21 protein-coding genes are annotated in these 19,012 nt (G+C 69.7%); 9 read left to right on the top strand and 12 right to left on the bottom strand.

What is annotated here, in order from left to right; all coding sequences use genetic code 11:
- Positions 1-18: 18 nt before the first annotated feature.
- Both QQZ13_RS12365 and QQZ13_RS12370 read right to left on the bottom strand, forming a co-directional pair.
- Positions 19-822, bottom strand: a complete 804-nt coding sequence (locus QQZ13_RS12365; RefSeq protein ID WP_284529523.1) for a cytochrome c — start codon at positions 820-822, stop codon at positions 19-21.
- Positions 823-843: 21 nt separating this feature from the next.
- Positions 844-1,479, bottom strand: a complete 636-nt coding sequence (locus QQZ13_RS12370) for a heme-copper oxidase subunit III (protein ID WP_284529524.1) — start codon at positions 1,477-1,479, stop codon at positions 844-846.
- 153 nt (positions 1,480-1,632) lie between these two features.
- On the opposite strand from QQZ13_RS12370, the gene trpD reads away from it, so the two are divergent.
- The 3 genes from trpD to QQZ13_RS12385 all read left to right on the top strand — a co-directional run bounded on the left by trpD (position 1,633) and on the right by QQZ13_RS12385 (position 4,340).
- Complete coding sequence (trpD, locus tag QQZ13_RS12375; RefSeq protein WP_284529526.1) at positions 1,633-2,685, top strand: anthranilate phosphoribosyltransferase; 1,053 nt, start codon at positions 1,633-1,635, stop codon at positions 2,683-2,685.
- A 108-nt stretch (positions 2,686-2,793) separates the two neighbouring features.
- The gene (locus QQZ13_RS12380) at positions 2,794-3,285 is read left to right on the top strand and encodes an aromatic ring-opening dioxygenase LigA (RefSeq protein ID WP_284529528.1); all 492 of its coding nucleotides are present in this window, start codon (positions 2,794-2,796) and stop codon (positions 3,283-3,285) included.
- A gap of 62 nt (positions 3,286-3,347) precedes the next feature.
- Positions 3,348-4,340, top strand: a complete 993-nt coding sequence (locus QQZ13_RS12385; RefSeq protein WP_284529529.1) for a PHP domain-containing protein — start codon at positions 3,348-3,350, stop codon at positions 4,338-4,340.
- 45 nt (positions 4,341-4,385) lie between these two features.
- On the opposite strand, the gene QQZ13_RS12390 is transcribed toward QQZ13_RS12385, so the two are convergent.
- The 4 genes from QQZ13_RS12390 to QQZ13_RS12405 all read right to left on the bottom strand — a co-directional run bounded on the left by QQZ13_RS12390 (position 4,386) and on the right by QQZ13_RS12405 (position 6,926).
- Positions 4,386-5,303: a 5'-3' exonuclease gene (locus QQZ13_RS12390; protein ID WP_284529530.1), complete on the bottom strand. Its 918-nt coding sequence runs from the start codon at positions 5,301-5,303 to the stop codon at positions 4,386-4,388.
- A 38-nt stretch (positions 5,304-5,341) separates the two neighbouring features.
- The gene (locus tag QQZ13_RS12395) at positions 5,342-5,617 is read right to left on the bottom strand and encodes a hypothetical protein (protein WP_284529532.1); all 276 of its coding nucleotides are present in this window, start codon (positions 5,615-5,617) and stop codon (positions 5,342-5,344) included.
- Positions 5,618-5,673: 56 nt separating this feature from the next.
- Positions 5,674-6,162, bottom strand: a complete 489-nt coding sequence (locus QQZ13_RS12400; RefSeq protein ID WP_284529534.1) for a hypothetical protein — start codon at positions 6,160-6,162, stop codon at positions 5,674-5,676.
- 242 nt (positions 6,163-6,404) lie between these two features.
- Entirely contained in the window at positions 6,405-6,926 is a 522-nt protein-coding gene (locus QQZ13_RS12405) for a hypothetical protein (RefSeq protein ID WP_284529535.1), read from the bottom strand.
- An 82-nt stretch (positions 6,927-7,008) separates the two neighbouring features.
- Between QQZ13_RS12405 and QQZ13_RS12410 the strand changes: the two genes are divergently transcribed.
- The 4 genes from QQZ13_RS12410 (at position 7,009) to QQZ13_RS12425 (ending at position 12,025) form a co-directional block, all read left to right on the top strand.
- Positions 7,009-7,449 carry a YchJ family protein gene (locus QQZ13_RS12410; protein ID WP_284529536.1) on the top strand — a complete coding sequence of 147 codons (441 nt, stop codon included), beginning with the start codon at positions 7,009-7,011 and terminating at the stop codon, positions 7,447-7,449.
- Positions 7,450-7,647: 198 nt separating this feature from the next.
- Positions 7,648-9,099, top strand: coding sequence for a 30S ribosomal protein S1 (gene rpsA / locus QQZ13_RS12415; RefSeq protein ID WP_284529537.1), 1,452 nt, complete (start codon positions 7,648-7,650; stop codon positions 9,097-9,099).
- A 98-nt stretch (positions 9,100-9,197) separates the two neighbouring features.
- Positions 9,198-10,835 carry a cell wall metabolism sensor histidine kinase WalK gene (locus QQZ13_RS12420; protein WP_284529538.1) on the top strand — a complete coding sequence of 546 codons (1,638 nt, stop codon included), beginning with the start codon at positions 9,198-9,200 and terminating at the stop codon, positions 10,833-10,835.
- On the top strand, positions 10,832-12,025 hold the full coding sequence (locus tag QQZ13_RS12425; RefSeq protein ID WP_284529539.1) for a hypothetical protein: 1,194 nt from the start codon (positions 10,832-10,834) through the stop codon (positions 12,023-12,025). Before QQZ13_RS12420 ends, QQZ13_RS12425 begins: the two co-directional genes overlap by 4 nt.
- Here QQZ13_RS12425 and QQZ13_RS12430 read toward each other — a convergent pair.
- From QQZ13_RS12430 to QQZ13_RS12450, 5 genes are all read right to left on the bottom strand, one after another.
- Positions 12,015-12,896, bottom strand: a complete 882-nt coding sequence (locus QQZ13_RS12430; RefSeq protein WP_342395268.1) for a response regulator transcription factor — start codon at positions 12,894-12,896, stop codon at positions 12,015-12,017. The two genes, QQZ13_RS12425 and QQZ13_RS12430, sit on opposite strands and share 11 nt — an antisense overlap.
- Entirely contained in the window at positions 12,893-13,441 is a 549-nt protein-coding gene (locus QQZ13_RS12435; RefSeq protein ID WP_284529540.1) for a hypothetical protein, read from the bottom strand. The genes QQZ13_RS12430 and QQZ13_RS12435 overlap by 4 nt, the downstream gene beginning before the upstream one ends.
- Positions 13,438-13,974, bottom strand: a complete 537-nt coding sequence (locus QQZ13_RS12440; RefSeq protein WP_284529541.1) for an LPXTG cell wall anchor domain-containing protein — start codon at positions 13,972-13,974, stop codon at positions 13,438-13,440. The genes QQZ13_RS12435 and QQZ13_RS12440 overlap by 4 nt, the downstream gene beginning before the upstream one ends.
- Positions 13,971-14,501 carry a signal peptidase I gene (locus tag QQZ13_RS12445; protein ID WP_284529542.1) on the bottom strand — a complete coding sequence of 177 codons (531 nt, stop codon included), beginning with the start codon at positions 14,499-14,501 and terminating at the stop codon, positions 13,971-13,973. The genes QQZ13_RS12440 and QQZ13_RS12445 overlap by 4 nt, the downstream gene beginning before the upstream one ends.
- Positions 14,502-14,565: 64 nt before the next feature.
- Positions 14,566-15,129 carry a hypothetical protein gene (locus QQZ13_RS12450; RefSeq protein ID WP_284529543.1) on the bottom strand — a complete coding sequence of 188 codons (564 nt, stop codon included), beginning with the start codon at positions 15,127-15,129 and terminating at the stop codon, positions 14,566-14,568.
- Positions 15,130-15,419: 290 nt separating this feature from the next.
- On the opposite strand from QQZ13_RS12450, the gene coaE reads away from it, so the two are divergent.
- Positions 15,420-16,052 (top strand): dephospho-CoA kinase, encoded by a 633-nt coding sequence (gene coaE / locus QQZ13_RS12455; protein ID WP_284529544.1) that lies wholly within the window; start codon positions 15,420-15,422, stop codon positions 16,050-16,052.
- Here the strand turns inward: coaE and QQZ13_RS12460 are convergent.
- Positions 16,034-16,645, bottom strand: a complete 612-nt coding sequence (locus QQZ13_RS12460; RefSeq protein WP_284529545.1) for a DUF4126 domain-containing protein — start codon at positions 16,643-16,645, stop codon at positions 16,034-16,036. The genes coaE and QQZ13_RS12460 overlap by 19 nt on opposite strands.
- A 276-nt stretch (positions 16,646-16,921) precedes the next feature.
- Here QQZ13_RS12460 and uvrB point away from each other — a divergent pair, with 276 nt between their 5' ends.
- The gene (gene uvrB, locus QQZ13_RS12465; protein WP_284529546.1) at positions 16,922-18,991 is read left to right on the top strand and encodes an excinuclease ABC subunit UvrB; all 2,070 of its coding nucleotides are present in this window, start codon (positions 16,922-16,924) and stop codon (positions 18,989-18,991) included.
- Positions 18,992-19,012: the final 21 nt, after the last annotated feature.

Consider the following 19,012-nt stretch of genomic DNA (forward strand, 5'->3'; position numbering starts at 1 on the left):
CGTCAGTGAGGTTTTCGATCAGTTCGACTTGGCCGTGATCCACACGGTCAGCGCGATGAGTGCGCCGATGCCGAAGATCCAGATGAACAGGCCCTCCGAGACCGGTCCGAGCGAGCCGAGGGAGAACCCGCCGGCCGACTCGTTCTGCTGCATCCACATCAGCGCCGAGATGATGTCGCGCTTCTCGTCGGTGGTGAGGGTCATGTCGTTGAAGACGGGCATGTTCTGCGGGCCGGTGACCATCGCCGCGTAGATGTGGAGCGGGCTGGTGCTCGTCAGGGCCGGCGCGTACTTGCCCTCGGTGAGCGCGCCGCCGGCGGCCGCCACGTTGTGGCACATCGCGCAGTTGATGCGGAAGAGCTCGGCTCCGTTGGCGACGTCGCCGCCGCCGTCGAGCGTCTCGTCGGACGGGTACGTCGGGCCGGGGGAGGTGGACTGCACCCAGGCGGCGACGGCACGGATCTGGTCCTCGGTGAACTGCACCGGCTTCTGCGGCGCCTGCGGGCCCTGCATCTGCAGCGGCATGCGGCCGGTCGACATCTGGAACTCGACGGCGAGCTCTCCGACGCCGTAGAGCGAGGGACCGTCGGCGGTGCCCTCCATGTTGAGGCCGTGGCAGGTCGCGCAGTTGGCCTGGAACAGCTTCTTGCCGTCTTCGACCGTGAGCGTGGACGTCGCCGCGGAGGTGGGTTCGGTCGCGGCCATCGCGGCGGAGGCGCCGGCGTAGATGCCGCCGCTGACGAGCAGTCCGATGCCGATGAGGGCGGCGGCGGCCCACTTGCTGCGGCGTCCGGTCTGGCGGCGCGGTGTCTTCGATGCCATGGAGGTTCTCGGTCCGCTCTCTTACTTGACGAAGTAGATGACGATGAACAGGACGATCCAGACGACGTCCACGAAGTGCCAGTAGTAGGACACGACGATCGAGGAGGTCATCTCCTTGCGTCCGAAGTTCTTCACCGCGTAGGCCCGGCCGATCACGAGGAGGAAGGCGATGAGCCCGCCCGTCACGTGCAGGGCGTGGAAGCCGGTGGTGATGTAGAACGCGGAGGCGTAGGAGTCGGCGCTGATCGGAAGGCCTTCGGCGACGAGGGTGGCGTACTCCCACACCTGGCCGGAGACGAAGACGGCTCCCATGATGAACGTGAGGAAGAACCACTCCACCATGCCCCACTGGCGGAACTGCCAGATCGAGCCCCGGCGGTACGGCTGGAAGCGCTCGGCGGCGAACACGCCGGCCTGGGCCGTGAAGGACGAGAGCACCAGGATCAGGGTGTTGACGGCGGCGAACGGGATGTTCAGCAGCTCGGTGCGATCGGCCCACAGCTCCGGCGAGGCGTTGCGGAGGGTGAAGTAGATCGCGAACAGACCGGCGAAGAACATGACCTCGCTGCCCAGCCACACGATGGTGCCGACAGCGACCGGATCCGGCCGCTTGACGGAGCGCAAGGCTTGGGAATAGGTCGCTGGAGTGGTTGTCACGGTCTCATTATGGCTGATTCGGCGGGTGGTTTCCGCATCACTGAAGGTGCGCCCGGCATTTCTCGCGCTCCTCCTTCCACTTTCGGAGGGGGTGAGAGCCGGATAGGCGCGCGCCGTGAAGGCGCCGGGAGAGTGCCGATAGGATCGGTGCTCATGGCGGAGCTCTACTCGTGGCCCGAGATCCTCACCAGCGTGCTGGCTCGACAGGACCTGAGCGTGTCGGAATCGACGTGGGCGATGCGCCGGGTGATGCGCGGCGAGGCGACGCCGTCGCAGCTCGCCGGCTTCCTGATCGGGCTGCGGGCCAAGGGCGAGACGGTCGATGAGATCGTCGGCTTCCGCGACGCCATCCTCGAAGCGGCGCTCCCGCTTCCGGTGCCCGCCGACGTGCTCGACATCGTCGGCACGGGCGGCGACCGCTTCGGCACCGTCAACGTGTCGACGATGTCGGCGATCGTGGCCGCGGCCAGCGGTATCCCCGTCGTCAAGCACGGGAACAAGGCCGCGAGCTCCGCGTCCGGGTCCTCCGATGTGCTCGCCGCGCTCGGCATCGACCTCTCGCTGAGCCCTGAACGCGTCGCCGAGGTGCTCGCCGAGGTCGGGATCACGTTCGCCTTCGCCTCCGCGTTCCACCCGGGCTTCCGTCATGCGGGTCCGACGCGGGCCGAGCTCGGCGTGCCCACCGTCTTCAACTTCCTCGGGCCGCTGTGCAACCCCGCCCGTGCCGAGGCGAACGCGGTCGGGGTCGCCCAGCTCGACCGCGTCCCGCTCATCACCGGGGTCTTCCAGACCCGTGGCGCGACCGCCCTGGTCTTCCGCGGCGACGACGGCCTGGATGAGCTCACCACCACCGGCCACAGCCGGGTCTGGGAGATCTCGCGCGGCGACATCCACGAGCACGACCTCGACCCGCGTGACATCGGCATCCCGCTGGCGGACATCTCCGATCTGCTGGGGGGCGACGCCGCGCACAATGCGGAGGTCGTGCGCCGCGTGCTCGCGGGGGATCCCGGACCCGTCCGCGACATCGTGCTTCTCAACGCCGCGGCCGGGATCGTGTCCTACGAGCTGTTCCGGGACGCCGCCCAGGTGCAGCTGCCCATCGTGGAGCGCCTGTCGGCGGCCAAGGACCGCGCCGCCGCGGCGATCGACTCGGGCTCCGCGGCAGCCACCCTCGACCGCTGGGTCGCTGCGACGGCGCGCTGAATCCCCACTTCCGGCAGGGGTTTTCCCCGGCGTGGGTGCCTGGCGGGGGCTCTGAGCCGGACGCTACGGTGAACACACCATCCGACATGCCCAGAGAGGAACGCCCCCATGTCTGAAGAAGCTGTCGTCACCGCCGACGCGGTCGAGCCGCCGCAGAAGAAGGTGGGCCTCGTCAAGGCCATCGGCGTCATCGGGATCCTCGGCGGCATCGCTCTGATCGTCGTCGGCGTCGTGGTGTGGGTGATGGTGTCGAGCCAGCTGCGCGCCGAGAACATCATCGTCCCCGACGACGCCATGGCCTTCCAGGGCCAGACGGTCGCGGGCCCGTTCACCGCCTTCGTGCAGGCGGACATCATCCAGCACCACGCGCTCGGCATCTCGGGCGGCAAGACCTACGCCGAGCTCGACCAGGACGACCCGGTGCGCGCCGTCATGATGAACGCCTCCTTCCTGCGCGCCTCGCTGTTCACCTCGGTCGTGTCGTTCGGGGTCGCAGCGTTCGCGATCGGGATCGGCATCCTGTCCATCCTGTTCGGCTGGGCGATCAGACGCCTCGCCTCCGTTCCGGTCGTCGTACGCCGCTCGGCTGTCGCCGGCTGATCCGACCGCGCGGGCTCGGGTAGGGTCGCGAGTCCGCCTCACGTTTCGGACGAAGGGACCCCGTGGAGCCCATCGACGCGCTCAACGAGATCGCCACGCTGCTCGAGCGGGAGCGCGCGTCGCGCTACCGCTCGAAGGCGTTCCGGGCCGCGGCTGCGGCGATCGACGGGCTCTCCCGCGAGCAGCTCGCCGATGCGGCCGCGCTTCGACGCCGCAAGGGCATCGGGGATTCGTCCTTCGCGGTCATCCAGGAGGCGCTCGCGGGTGAGGTGCCCCGATACCTGGCCGAGCTGCGGGGGAGCGAGGCCGCGCCGGTCTCGGCTCTCCGCGCACGACTGCGCGGAGACCTCCACAGCCATTCGGAGTGGTCGGACGGCCTGACCCCCATCGATCTGATGGTCGATGCGGCCCGCGCGCTCGGGCACGAGTATCTGGCCCTGACCGATCACTCGCCGCGGCTGAAGGTGGCCAGGGGGCTGTCGGCCGAGCGGCTGCGCGCACAGCTGGAGCTGATCCCGGCGTTCTCCGGTGAGGGCTTCACCCTGCTGAGCGGCATCGAGGTCGACATCCTCGACGACGGTTCGCTCGATCAGGAGACCGAGCTGCTCGCACAGCTCGACGTGGTGGTGGCCTCCGCGCACTCCAAGCTCCGCATGGATGCCGGTCCGATGACGCGGCGTCTCGTGGCGGCGGTGTCGCAACCGCATGTCGACGTCCTGGGGCATGTCACCGGCAGGCTCGTGAGCGGCAGTCGCGGCCTGCGGCCGCAGTCCGCTTTCGACGCGCGTGCGGTGTTCGAGGCCTGCGCGGCGAACGAGGTGGCGGTGGAGATCAACTCGCGGCCCGAGCGGGAGGATCCGCCCGATGAGCTGATCGCGCTCGCCCTCGACGTGGGCTGCCTCTTCTCCATCGATTCAGACGCCCACGCTCCCGGTCAGCTCGGGCTGCTCGACGAGGGCGCGGCGCGCGCGGAGCGCGCCGGCGTCCCCGCTGAGCGGATCGTCACCACGTGGCCGCTCGCCCGGCTGCGGGAGTGGACGTCCCGCGCACGTTGACAGGCGTCGGCGCGTGGTCGGCGGTGCGCGGCGCCGGTGAAGCGATCAGGCGCGAGCGGTCAGGGCCGTCGCGGCGCGCTCGGCGGAGCTGCCGAGGTTCCACCGCTCGCTCAGCTCGGCGACGGCGCCGGGATCGGGGGCGACGATACGGCTGTCGGGGATTTCCAGCGGCAGGTTCCGCACGACCTCGACGACGGTCGGCGCGACGGCCAGGTAGTCCGCTGCGGCGAGCACCTTGGCCCGCACGCCGGCGCTCATGCCGTCGCCGCGCTCGGCGGCTGCGATGATGCCGGCGAGATCGCCGTGGGCGGCGAGCAGGGTGGCGGCGGTCTTCTCGCCCACGCCCGCGACGCCGGGCAGCCCGTCGGAGGCGTCGCCGCGCATGACGGCGAAATCGGCGTACTGGGTCGGCAGGATCCCGTACTTCGTGACGACCGCCGTGTCGGTGAGGACTTCGAGGTTGCTCATCCCGCGGCCGGTGTAGATCACACGGACGCTGCGCTCGTCGTCGATGAGCTGGAAGAGGTCGCGGTCGCCGGTGACCACATCGACTGCCAGGGGGGAGCCGGTGGCGAGCGTTCCGATGACGTCGTCGGCTTCGTGATCCGCGGCGCCGACGATGGGGATCCCGAGCGCGCCGAGCTCTTCGCGAATGATGGGGATCTGCGCCTCGAGGGGGTCGGGGACGACTTCGACGTCGGGGCCGGTCTCGACGAGCTCGGCGACGCGATGGGTCTTGTAGCTGGGGATGAGGTCGACGCGCCATTGCGGGCGCCAGTCGTCGTCCCAGCAGGCGATGAGGTGCGTCGGCTCGTAGGTGGCGACGAGTTTGGCGATCATGTCGAGGAGACCGCGTGCCGCGTTGACCGGGCGGCCGTCGGGGGCCTTCACGGTGTCCGGTACGCCGTAGAAGGCCCGGAAGTACAGTGAGGCAGTGTCGAGCAGCATCAGTCGGTCGGTCACGCTGTCATCCTGGCACGGACGGTCTGGCGAGCGAGGCGTCACCCGTGCGCGATCATCATGACGAGCTCGGAGAAGCCGTAGGCATGGCCCCAGGCGACGAGCGCGGCGTCGATCACCGTGACGATCGCGTTGGCCCACATCGCCCGCCGCGATCGTCGCGCGGCTGCGAGAGCCGACAGGGCGACGTCGCCCACGAGCTTGACGGCGAGGAAGGCGTGCACGGGGATCAGGAGGAAGCTGATGAGAATCCCGATGGGTCCGGCGTAGGCGAGCGCCCACAGCAGCAAAGCCGACGCGCTCAGCGAAGCCGACATGATCGTGAGCGCGGAGATCGCACCCTGGCGAGTCCGGCGCGGCGCCGGTTCGGCGGTCAGCACCCGATGCCGTTCGGGTCTTCGTGGCAGGTGCGCTCCACGAGCGCGGTCCGCGCCTCGAGGATATCCACGGTGGTGGCCCCGGCGGGGACGGCGAGGGGGCCGTCGACGGGGATCCAGCCGGTGCCGAAGTCGACGTCCGCGGCGAAGTGCACGACGCTGGTGATGACGTACTCGCCGCGTTCCCGGTAGGTGTGGCTCGTGTCGGTCGCAGTGAACTGCGCGAGACCCAGCTGCCGCCACGTGACGCCCCCGGTCGGGGATTCCCGCGTCGCTCCGTCGCCGTAGTCGAACGTGAACGACACCGGACGGAAGCGGACCGTCACGGGCATGTCGAACAGTTCTCCGGTGCGCGTGTGCGTGCGGGCGACCGTGACGACGTTGAGGGGGAGTCCGGCGATGCCCACACCGTCGGGCTCGGGGACCGGGGCTGCCAGCCGCGGCGCGAAGGACGCGACGTCGGTGAGCGTGGTCTCCTGGCGCATCACCACCTCGTAGGTGCTGCACCGGTTCAGCGGACTGTCGCACGTCTCGGACTCGGGTTCACCTACATCCGAGACGGGGTCGCTGGTGCCCCCGTCACCTGGTCGGTCGGATTCGCCCAGCTTCTCGGCTGACACATGCACTTCGCCTTCGCTGATGCTCGACTTCGATCCGCAGAGACCTGCGTCCTTCTCGTCGAGCGAGCAGACACTTGCCGTCGCGATGGCTAGCAGAAGCGTCGCGGTTAGCACGATGCCGAGCTCTCGCGGCTGTCGACGATAAAGAATCGATCCGCTCGCCAAGCCAAGTCGATTTCGAGAGAACCGGACGGCGAGCGCTCCGCGGGCGTAATGTCCACGCCTCTCGAGTCAAGAAGCCGAGTCCCCGAGCTGTCCACGCATACTTGAATCGTCGCTTCGTCGTGTGTGGAAGTGAGGCCGATAACGTCGGTTACCGAAGTCTTGCCAACGAGGCGTATGCCCTCGGCGGAGAATCGACGCCGCGCCTCCAGGCTTGACTTCCGAGCAGCGCCGGAGAGATACGACACCGGGTCGGGCGCGCGCTGATCCGCACGTCGTGCGTTTACCGCGTCGACGTAGGCGCGGTAGGTCGCCTCGGCGGCGGCGAAGGCTTCCGCCTCCGAAGCGAAGCCGGTCGCGGTCGGCAGGGGAGTCGGAGTCGGGTCCGGCGCGCAGCCGATCAACGCGACGGCGACGGCGGTGCACCAGAGCCCCGCCGCCGCCTTCGCCGCATGCCTTTCCCCCATGGCCGTCACGGTAGTCAGGAGCTGCGGGCGCCTGCTGCGGTTATCCACAGGGCGAGGGGCGGTGGCGCCGTAGAGTCGGAGGATGGCCGCCCGCTCCTCGTCGCTCTCCGGATCCGCCTTCGGCGCCGGCGCCCGGCGCACTCCTGCGGACGCCGACGCGTGCCCGTGCGGGGCGGGACGCTTCGGCGACTGCTGCGGGCCGGTCCTCGGCGGTGCCGCGGCGCCGACGGCGCTCGCGCTCATGCGCTCGCGGTACACCGCGTTCGCGCTCGGGGCGCGCCGGCACCTGGAGGACACGTGGCACCCCTCGACCCGGCCGACCAGGCTCGACCTCGACGACGACCTGGAGTGGTCGTCGCTCACCATCGACGAGGTCGTCGGGGGAGAGCCCGGTGACCGGCGCGGCGTGGTCGCCTTCCGTGCGCGGTGGCGCGACGGACGATCCTCGGGGGAGCTCGCGGAGCGCAGCAGGTTCGTCTTCCAAGAGGGACGCTGGTGGTACGTGGACGGCGAGGTCGGCTAGGCGACCGCCCCTGCCACGGCGGCGGTCGTTCTGATACTCTGGAGTGTCACTCACCTGGCGGTTTCGCCATGCCTTCGTGACACGCAATCCCATCCACATCGCTGCGACCGTGGCATCCGCTCGTCCTCGGACGGATGCCGGGGCACCACGTCCCAGGCGCGCAGCCCGACACCCAACCCAACAAGGACAACCCACTACATGACTACCGCAACGACCGCCCCGGCCACCAAGCAGGTCGCCATCAACGACATCGGATCTGCTGAAGACTTCCTGGCCGCGGTCGAGAAGACCCTCAAGTTCTTCAACGACGGAGACCTCATCGAAGGCACCGTCGTGAAGATCGACCGCGACGAGGTCCTCCTCGACGTCGGATACAAGACCGAGGGCGTCATCCCCTCGCGCGAGCTCTCGATCAAGCACGACGTCGACCCGAACGAGGTCGTCAAGGTCGGCGACGAGGTCGAGGCCCTGGTCCTCCAGAAGGAGGACAAGGAAGGCCGCCTGATCCTGTCCAAGAAGCGCGCCCAGTACGAGCGCGCATGGGGCGACGTGGAGAAGATCAAGGAGAACGACGGTGTGGTCACCGGCTCCGTGATCGAGGTCGTCAAGGGTGGACTCATCGTCGACATCGGCCTCCGCGGCTTCCTGCCGGCCTCGCTCATCGAGCTGCGCCGCGTCCGCGACCTCACGCCGTACCTCGGCCAGGAGATCGAGGCGAAGATCCTCGAGCTCGACAAGAACCGCAACAACGTCGTGCTCTCGCGCCGCGCCCTGCTGGAGCAGACGCAGTCCGAGTCGCGCACCACGTTCCTCAACAACCTGCACAAGGGCCAGGTCCGCAAGGGCGTCGTCTCGTCGATCGTCAACTTCGGTGCGTTCGTCGACCTGGGCGGCGTGGACGGCCTCGTGCACGTCTCCGAGCTCTCGTGGAAGCACATCGAGCACGCGTCCGAGGTCGTCGAGGTCGGCCAGGAGGTCACCGTCGAGATCCTCGAGGTCGACCTGGACCGCGAGCGCGTCTCGCTGTCGCTGAAGGCGACGCAGGAGGACCCGTGGCAGGTCTTCGCCCGCACGCACGCGATCGGTCAGGTCGCTCCGGGCAAGGTCACCAAGCTCGTCCCGTTCGGCGCGTTCGTCCGCGTCGCCGACGGCATCGAGGGCCTCGTGCACATCTCGGAGCTGTCGGGCAAGCACGTCGAGCTCGCCGAGCAGGTCGTGTCGGTCGGCGAAGAGGTCTTCGTCAAGATCATCGACATCGATCTCGAGCGTCGCCGCATCTCGCTGTCGCTCAAGCAGGCCAACGAGTCGGTCGACCCCAACGGCACCGAGTTCGACCCGGCGCTGTACGGCATGGCGACCGAGTACGACGAGAACGGCGAGTACAAGTACCCCGAGGGCTTCGACCCCGAGTCGGGTGCCTGGCTCGAGGGCTTCGACGCTCAGCGCGAGAAGTGGGAGCAGGAGTACGCCGCTGCCCAGGGTCGCTGGGAGGCTCACAAGGCCGCTGTCGCCAAGGCTCTCGAGGCCGAGGCTGCGGCGCCGGCCGAGGCCGGTGGGTCGTCCTTCTCGTCCGACGTCTCGAGCGTCGGCGGCACGCTGGCCGACGACGAGGCCCTCGCCGCGCTGCGCGAGAAGCTCTCCGGCCGCTGATCTGATCAGCTGAGCCGAATCGCTCCGAAGGGGGCCGTGACCGTCAGGTCACGGCCCCCTTCCGCGTATGCGGGGGGATCGGGCTGTAACGTCTCTGTGTGACCATCCCCGGACCAGCGGCGGCACCGAGCCTCATCGGTCGCGGTCGCGACCGATCGCTCCTGCTGAACCAGGTCCTGCTCGGGGCGGTCGTGCTCCTGGCGGCTGTGCTGGTCGTGCTCTTCGACAAGGTCGCCGACGGCACGCTGCTCATGCTGGGGGTGGCGATCGTCTTCGTGGCGACCGGTGCCGCCTTCATCCTGCCGTGGAACACGTTTCCCGCGCTGGCGATCCTCATCCTGCCGCTCGTGGACATCGCCGCCATCACGCTCCTGCGGGCCGCGGCGCCGGAGGCCTCGCTGGGGCTGCTGTGGGCGTTCCCCGCGATCTGGATCGGATCAGCCTTCGGCGGCTGGGGAGCGGTGCTCGGCGTCACGCTCATCTCGGTCTCGTTCTGGAGCCTCGTCTGGACCGACCCGCAGCAGGAGATCGGTCCGACGACCTTCCTGTTCCCGGTCATGATCGCGGGCCTGGCGACGGTGGCCGCGCTCGCATCGAAGCGCACCCTCGCCCAGCGCGTGCTGCTGGACAAGCAGTCCCAGTACCTCCAGCGCTCGGTGGAGCGCGCACGCAGCCAGGAGGATCTGGTCACCGAGGTGCTGCAGGCGGTCGACTTCGGGGTGATCCGGCTCACCCCCGAGGGATCCCTCGTCGTGACCAACGAGGCCCACGGGCGTCTGCAGCGGGCGCGCGCCGACACCTCGCGCGCGTACGCGGCCGACGGCATCACCCCGATCGGCGACGAGGATCTCCCGCTGGCACGCGCCCGGCGCGGCGAGGAGTTCGAGAACGCCCTGGTGTGGCACGGGGATCCCGGAGAGGAGCGCCGGCGCGCGCTCAAGTCGACGGCGCGGCGGCTCTACGACAAGGACCTCTCCGACGCCGGCATGATCATCGTCACCCTCGACGTCACGGCCGAGGAACTCGCTCTGCGCGCGCGCGAGGACCTCGTGGCATCCGTCTCCCACGAGCTGCGCACGCCGCTGACCTCGATCATGGGATACGTCGAGCTGGCCCTCGACGACCCGAACCTCTCCCCGGTCAGCCGGCGCAGCCTGGAGGTGGTCGAGCGGAACTCCAGCCGGCTGCTCGATCTCGTCGCCGATCTCCTGACGGCGTCGGCGGCGTCGCATCGCGGGGTCGAGCTGACGCTCCGACCCGAGCCCACGGATCTGTCCGTCGTCGTGGAGGCCGCGGTGGAGGCGGCGATGCCGCGGGCGGTCGAGCGCCGTGTGACGGTGGCGCTCGACGCCGTGGAGAAGGTGCGTGCCCTCGCGGACCCGCTGCGGATGCGTCAGGTCATCGACAATCTGCTCTCCAACGCGATCAAGTACAACAATCCGGGCGGCCGTATCGACGTCGGGCTGACCAGCGATGGCACGCACGTCTGGCTGGCCGTCAGCGACAACGGGCCGGGGATCCCCGAGAGCGAGCTGCCCCGCCTGTTCGAGCGCTTCTTCCGCTCGGGACTGGTGCGCAACTCCACCACCCACGGCAGCGGGCTCGGGCTGGCCATCAGCCGCGAGATCGTCCGGGCGCACGGCGGGGAGATCACCGTGCGCACCACGCTCGACGAAGGAGCCACCTTCATCGTGCGGCTTCCGGCCACCTCGGCCAGAGAGGATGAGGGATCGTGATCGATCTGTTCACCGTGAACCTGATCGTGGCGCTGGTCACGATCACCTCCGGAGTGCTCTACCTGGTCGAGACGCTGCTTCGCCGGGAAGTCGGCGCCGGACGGGTGTGGGCGCTGGCGTTCCTGAGCGGCATGCTCACCGTCACCGCCTACCTCGTGTGGCAGGCCTCCGACGAGCCGTGGGTGGCGATCGCCATCGGCAACTCGGCCCTGGTGGCGACGGGAGGCTTCTTCTGGCTGGGGGCGCGCACCTTCAACGGCCGACGCATCCGCACCGCGGGGATCGTCGTCGCCGTGTCGGTCGGCATCGAGTTCCTCGCGACGCTTCTCCCCGGTCCCGATGCCGACGAGTGGGCGGGGTCGGTGACGATGTTCATCGGAGTCGCGTCCTTCGCTCTGCTGGCCGCCGTCGAGTCCCGCCGCGGCGCCATGGGGGCGCTCCTGAGCTCGATGGGCTTCACGATCGTGCTCGCACTCGTCGCGCTCTACTATTACGCCCGCGCCGTCGTGCTGGCGACGGAGGGTCCGCAGGGCGAGATCTTCACCACCTGGTTCTCATCGAGCATCACGGGACTCGTGTCGATCGTGCTCACGATCGTGGCCCTGACGACGGCGACGATGCTGCGCAGCGGCCGGGTCACGGTGCGGCACGACGGGGGACACTCGACCCTGCACGTGTCGCCGGACGGGATCCTCAGCGCCGCGTCGCTGAGCGCCGCGCTGCCGAGCGTGCTGTCGCGGGCGCGCGCGGCCGACGAGCTCTTCGGTGTCGTCGCGCTGCGCATCGACGATCTCTCCCAGATCGGTCTCGCGTTCGGCACGGGGGAGCAGGAGGCGATCTCCGAGCTCTGGCGCTCGGGCGTGCGGCGCTACGCGCCCACCTTCTCGCTCGTGGGGCCGGCCGACGACGACGCGATGCTCATCGCGTTCGAGCCCGTCTCACGTGCCGACGCCCCCCGGGTCGCAAGCCGCGTGCAGCGGCGGCTGCTCGACGACTTCGCCGCCCGAGGGAGCGCTGTCATCCCGGTCGTCGGCATCGGCGTCGCGTTGAGCGACGACCTGGGCTACGACCCGAAGACGCTCGTGGACGCTGCGCAGCGCGCGGCCAAGCGATCCTCGACCGACCCGGACGCGTCGGTGATCGTCGCCGAGTCGGACTCCGAGGAGGGGATGGGCCGCGTCAGAGGGTGAGGCGGTAGCCGATGCCGCGGATCGTCTCGATCCAGCGGGGCTGCGCGGCCGACTCGCCGAGCTTGCGGCGGAGGTTCGCGACGTGCACCTCGATCGCCCGGGTGTCGTGCTCGCTGACGAAGCCGATGCCGAGGTGGCTCTCGCCGCGGAGCATCAGCGCCAGCTCGTTCTTGCCGACGACGCGGCGGCCGGCGCTGAGCAGATCGTGCAGGATGTCGAATTCGCTTCGCGTGAGGTCGAGCGTCTCCTCGTCCGCCACCGCGACGCGCATGTCGGGGTGGAGCCGGAGCCCCTTGTGCTCCAGCCATCCCGCCTCGTCCGGAGCAGGGGCGGGGATGTTCGGGACCGTCGCCTCGACGCCCGCCGGCAGGTCGGGAAGCCCGAAGGTGCGCGGGCGTCGCAGCATGGCCTCGATCCGCGCACGCAGCTCGCGCGGGCGGAAGGGCTTGGTGACGTAGTCGTCGGCGCCCGCCTGAAGGCCCTGCAGCGTGTCGATCTCGTCGGCGCGCGCGGTCAGCATGACGATGTACGTGCCACTCACCGACCGGATCCGGCGCGCCGTCTCGAACCCGTCCATGCCGGGCAGGCTCACATCGAGCGTCGTCACGATCGGCTGGTGCGTCTTGATGAGGTCCAGCCCCTCGACGCCGTTGCCGGCGGAGAACACGCGGAAGCCCGCTTGATCGAGGACGTCGGTGACGAGAGCACGGATATCCGGATCGTCTTCGATCACGACGGCGACCTGTGAGTCCGGCAACGGGAATCCCTCCGACTGCCGGTCGGGCAACATGTTCACGTGACCGGCATCCGCGATGATATCCCAGAAGACGTGCCGGAACGGGACGGGGACGGGCTGTGTCGGGACGCTCATCCGCAGCTCACGGCGGTCGACGAGCGGTTCTCGACCACCTGGAAGTAGATCTGGCTCGAGCTTCCCCATCCCCAGTTCGTGGGCGTCTTCGCGGTCAGCGTCGGCAGCTGGGCGCAGGTCCAGCCGTTCGTGGGGATGGCCTGCCCGTTGCCGACGAGACCGGCCGTGCTCCACGAGAAGTTCGACGATGCGCCCGCGACGGCGAGGCTGATGGTGAACTGCACGTATCCGTTGCCGGCGTTGGTGTTGAAGCCGACGGTGTAGCCGCGCTGGCGGTTGGGGGCGGTGCCCCACTCGTCCGCCGTCACCGACGTGACCGTGCAGCGGCCGCCGTTCTTCACGCTGCCGTCGGCGTTCATCGCCGTGCAGCCGTAGCTGGTGGGTGCGGACCACGTGCCGCCCGTGGCGACCGCCGACGCGAAGGACTTGTCGTTCCATGCGGCATGCGTGTCCTGAACGGCACCGGCGGCGGCGCCCGCCCCGACGACGATCAGCAGTGCGGCGGCCACGGCGGCCACCCGCGCGCGCAGACGCACGCGGGTCACGACCCGACCTCCTGGCGGCGGGACCGGCGGCGGCCGGCGATGAGCAGCAGGGTCCCACCGGACGCGAGCGCCGCCCCCACGGCCATGCTCGCGACCGGCAGGGTGCCACCCGTGTTGGGGAGGGCGTCGGCGTCCCCCACGCCGGCGTCGATGAGCGTCAGCGATCCCCGCGCCGACGACTCGAGTGCGATCGCACCGTCGGCAGGCATGGTGAGCGTGACGATGAGGCGATAGCGACCGGCGGACAGCGTCTCGCCGGCCAGGGCGTCGACCGCGATGCAGCGGTCGGCGCACAGACGCGCGTCCCACCCGTCCGCGCTGGCGCCAGACCCGAAGTCGGCGGCCGCGACGGAGGCGTGACGCGGGATCTCGATCTCGCGCTCCATCGTCCGGGACTCGCCGGGGAGCACGACGCCGAGGTCGTAGGTGAGCGGCAGCGTCTGGGCCGAGGCGGCCGGACCGACCACGGCCACGGCGACCGCGGCGCCCACCACACCGGCCAGCGCGACCAGACGCGTGCGGAGGCCGATCATGGCAGCACCGGGTCCGCAGCCGGGCGGCGCGTGCGGCGCGCGGGAGCCGGCAGGAGGAGCGCGATCCCGAGGAGCGCGACGAGCCCGATCACCAGCGGAAGGGCGACAGCCGGCGTCGTGAGGCGCTGCACAGCGGTTCCCCACCCGCTGAGCTGCACCGCCGGCTGCCACACCTGGTCGCCGACGAAATAGTCGAGGGCGTCCGAGGCGGCGTTGTTGTCGCCCTTCAGCGAGATCTGGTACTCGCCGCCGCCGAGATCGACGATCTTCTCGATCCGATGCGTGACGAGGTTGTGCGTCAGGTCGGACGGAAGGCTCACCACGTCGCCGACCGACAGGTCGGCGGTGTCGACCGGCACATCGACGAGGAGGTCACCGGTCATGATTCCGGGCTCCATCGAGCCGGAGATCACGATCAGCGGCTTGATCATCCCGAGAGCCGTGGCGCCCCAGATCAGGGCGCAGGCCAGACCCACCGCAGCGAGGAGCCAGAGGGCGATGTCGGCGAGGCGGCGCAGGAGCTGCATCGTCTTCCTCCTTCTGGTCCGGGTGCTGCGGTGGGTCTGCGGTGAGTGCGAGGTGCGTGGGCGATTACGGCGCGACGGCGGTGCCGGCGACCGTGACGACGATCGTGCCCGACTTGCCCTGGTTGGACGCGGCCCAGGCGCTGTCGGTGGTCACCTTGAGCTGGAACTGGTCGCTCTCGGTCGCTCCGCCGGCGGGGGTGAGCGTCGTGGCGAGGCCCTCCACCGTGGTGCCCGGGTTGGCCGTGAAGGTCGAGGCGGGCGAGGTCGCCCAGGCGACCGACGAGGTCAGCGACGCGGCCGCGGTGCCGAGGTTCTTGACGTAGAGGTTGATGGTGCGGGTCTCGCCGGGCAGCAGGTTGGCCAGGCTCGAGGCCGGCACGACCAGCTGGATGGAGCCGCTGTTGTCCGACTCCTGCCAGGTGGTGCCGTTGAGCGAGCCCTGCAGGTTGAAGGTGGCGGCCTCGGCCTTGGCCGAGAAGAAGACGTTGTCGGTCCAGGCGGCGCTGGTGGCCGCGGCGCCGATGCCGCCGACGGCGAGGGCGGCGAGGGTGAAGGCCAGAACGGCGCGGCGCTTGCTCTTGCGCTCTTCGGGCTGAGTGGCGGTGGTGGTGATGTCCTGCGTGGTCATTTCGGGGGGCCTTTCAGGCTGTCCTGCCGGCTGCGGGCACGCCGGACCGGCCTCCCTCCCCGGCGCTTCGGGTGCGCCGGGGCGGGGGCAGATCGGGCTGTTCGGGCAGTCCGGACTGTGTTGATGTTCGAGTCGGGTTCGGGCCCTTCCCGGCGGGCTGCGATTCGGGTTCGTCGCCTGCATCACTGACGTTAGGGGGCCACCCTCAGGTTTGGCTCAAGTGCGCCTCAGCCGTCCCTTCGCCTTGTCAGAGCACATCATCAGCGAATCGTCATGGCATCCTCGTAGCCATGTCTCTCATCGCACTGACCGGCGGGATCGCCTCCGGAAAATCGACCATCGCGGCCCGGCTGGCCGAGCGGGGGGCGGTGGTCATCGACGCCGATGCGCTCGTGCGGGAGACCCAGCGCGCCGGATCGCCGGTGCTCGCGGCGATCGTCGGCGAGTTCGGTGAGCGGGTGCTGCGCAGTGACGGCGAGCTGGACCGTGCGGCGCTGGGCGCGATCGTGTTCGAGGATCCCGAGGCGCTCGCCCGGCTGAACGCGATCGTGCATCCGGCCGTCCGGGCCGAGTCGGCACGACGCTTCTCCGAGGTCTTCGCGTCGGATCCCGGCGCCGTCGTCGTGTACGACGTGCCGTTGCTCGTCGAGGCCCGGGTCGACGACCCCTGGGACCTCGTGGTGGTGGCCCATGCGCCGGCGGCCGTGCGATCGCGGCGACTCGTCGAGCTGCGGGGGATGAGCGAGACGGAGGCGCAGGCGCGGATCGCCGCGCAGGCATCGGACGATCGGCGCCTGGCGATCGCCGACGTCGTTATCGACACCGGCGGATCGCTCGAGGACACGATCGCGCAGACCGACCGCCTGTGGGAGAGGCTGCGGACGGAGTCGGCCGGGGGTGCCTCTCAGCCGACGGCCGGCTGATCGGCCGGGCCCGCGGTGCGCCCTCGCCGTCGGCGACGCAGCACCAGGAAGCCGGTGACCAGCAGGGCCACGAGCAGCACGCCGGCGAGCACCGGCAGGAAGATCGCGGAGAGGATGAGGGCGAGCGCCGACACGTCCTCGACGGTGGACACGACCGGCGCCGCCACGCCGGCGGTGGCGAGGTTCGCGATCGGGCGGATCGACGCCTTGAGCACGTGCACCAGGAGCGCGATCACGACGCCGACGGCGATCGGGACCCAGGCGTTGTCGACCAGCAGTGCGGCGGGGTCCTCCACGCGCACGGTCTCGCTGGTGGCCCCCGCGCCGAAGGCTATGCCGCCGGAGGCGGGTCGCACGACCGACTGGAGGATGTCGTTCACGGAGTCGACGGCCGGGACCTTGTCGGCCACGAACTCGACCACGAGGAGGACGCCGGTGATCCAGAGGGCGACATCGCTGGAGAGCCACGACCACGCGGCGGGAAGCTCGACGGCCGCCACGAAGCGGTCGGCGAGGCCCAGCAGGAACAGCGGCATCCAGGCGTTCAAGCCCGCGGCTGCCGCCAGTCCCGATCCGACGAGGAGTTCGACCACGATGCCAGGGTACGCGGCGGGGCCCGCGACACGGACGGGATACGGCGGCGCAATCCGCCGTTCACGTGGCCGGCGTACCGTTCGGAGCACGTGAGGGTGGAGGGGAGCGGGCCCATGGCGACGAGCAGCAGGAACGGTCGGATGTCGGACCCCGACGTCGAGTGGGACGACTTCGCGACCGGAGACTTCGAGTCGGGCGAGGACGAGGACGCCTGACGCTCGTCGCCCTCGGCGAACACCGGCCGCGGTGTCGGTGGCCCGGCATACGCTGGACTGATGCAGACCACGCGATCCGTCCGGCCCTTCGAGGTCGTCAGCGAGTACATGCCCAGCGGCGACCAGCCGCAGGCGATCGCCGATCTGGCCGCGCGCATCAACGCCGGTGAGACCGACGTCGTTCTGCTGGGAGCCACCGGCACGGGGAAGTCGGCGACCACCGCCTGGCTCATCGAGCAGGTGCAGCGGCCGACCCTGGTGCTCGCGCACAACAAGACGCTCGCGGCGCAGCTGGCCAACGAGTTCCGCGACCTCATGCCGAACAACGCGGTGGAGTACTTCGTCAGCTACTACGACTACTACCAGCCCGAGGCGTACGTGCCGCAGACGGACACGTTCATCGAGAAGGACTCCTCGATCAACGCCGAGGTCGAGCGGCTCCGCCACTCCACGACGAACTCCCTGCTGAGCAGGCGGGACGTCGTGGTCGTCTCCACCGTCTCGTGCATCTACGGTCTCGGCGCGCCCGAGGAGTACATGCGCGCCATGGTGGCACTGCAGGTCGGCGAGCGCTACGACCGCGACGCCCTCATCCGCAAGTTCATCGCGATGCAGTACAACCGCAACGACGTGGACTTCTCCCGCGGCAACTTCCGCGTGCGCGGCGACACGATCGAGATCATCCCCGTGTACGAGGAGTACGCGGTGCGCATCGAGCTGTTCGGCGACGAGATCGAGGCGCTGTACATGCTCCACCCGCTCACGGGCGAAGTCGTGCAGAAGCTCGACAGCGTCCCGATCTTCCCCGCGTCGCACTATGTCGCGGGGACCGACACCGTTCAGCGCGCGATCGGCACCATCGAGGCCGAGCTGGCCGACCGGCTCAAGGAGCTCGAGGGCCAGGGCAAGCTCCTCGAGGCCCAGCGCCTCCGGATGCGGACGACCTTCGACCTCGAGATGCTCCAGCAGCTCGGCTTCTGCTCCGGCATCGAGAACTACTCGCGGCACCTCGACGGCCGCGCGGCGGGAGAGCCGCCGCACACCCTGCTCGACTTCTTCCCCGACGACTTCCTGATGGTCATCGACGAGTCGCACGTCACCGTCCCCCAGATCGGGGCGATGTACGAGGGCGACGCCTCGCGCAAGCGCACCCTCGTGGATCACGGCTTCCGCCTGCCGAGCGCCCTCGACAACCGTCCCCTGCGCTTCGACGAGTTCAAGCAGCGCATCGGGCAGACCGTCTATCTGTCGGCGACGCCGGGGCGCTACGAGATGGGCATCGCCGACGGCGTGGTGGAGCAGATCATCCGCCCGACCGGGCTGGTCGACCCGCACATCGTGCTCAAGCCGTCCAAGGGCCAGATCGACGACCTGCTCGAGGAGATCCGCATCCGCGTCGAGCGGGATGAGCGGGTGCTCGTCACGACGCTGACGAAGAAGATGGCGGAGGAGCTCACCGACTTCCTGGGGGAGCACGGCGTGCGCGTCCGCTACCTGCACTCCGATGTGGACACCCTCCGGCGAGTCGAGCTGCTGACCGAGCTGCGCTCCGGCGTCTACGACGTGCTGGTGGGCATCAACCTGCTGCGCGAGGGCCTCGACCTCCCCGAGGTGTCGCTCGTCGCGATCCTCGACGCCGACAAGGAGGGGTTCCTGCGATCGGGAACCTCGCTCATCCAGACCATCGGCCGTGCGGCGCGAAACGTGTCGGGTGAGGTCCACATGTACGCCGACAACATGACCGACTCCATGCGCGCGGCCATCGAGGAGACCGATCGCCGCCGCGAGAAGCAGATCGCGTACAACACGGAGCACGGCATCGATCCGCAGCCGCTGCGCAAGAAGATCGCGGACATCACCGACGTGCTGGCGCGGGAGGCCTCCGACACGCAGGAGCTGCTGTCGAAGAAGAACAAGTCGGGCAAGGGGAAGAGCCCGACCCCGCGACTTCGCCGCGAGGGGATCGCCGCCGAGGGCGCGAACCAGCTCGAGGCGACGATCGAGGACCTCTCCAACCAGATGCTCGCCGCGGCCGGCGAACTGAAGTTCGAGCTGGCGGCGCGCCTCCGCGATGAGGTCCAGGACCTCAAGAAGGAGCTGCGAGCGATGGAGCGCGCGGGCCACGCGTGACCGCGATCGCGTCGAGGAGGA

It is taken from the genome of Microbacterium sp. T2.11-28 (assembly GCF_950097975.1).
Classification (GTDB): Bacteria; Actinomycetota; Actinomycetes; order Actinomycetales; family Microbacteriaceae; genus Microbacterium.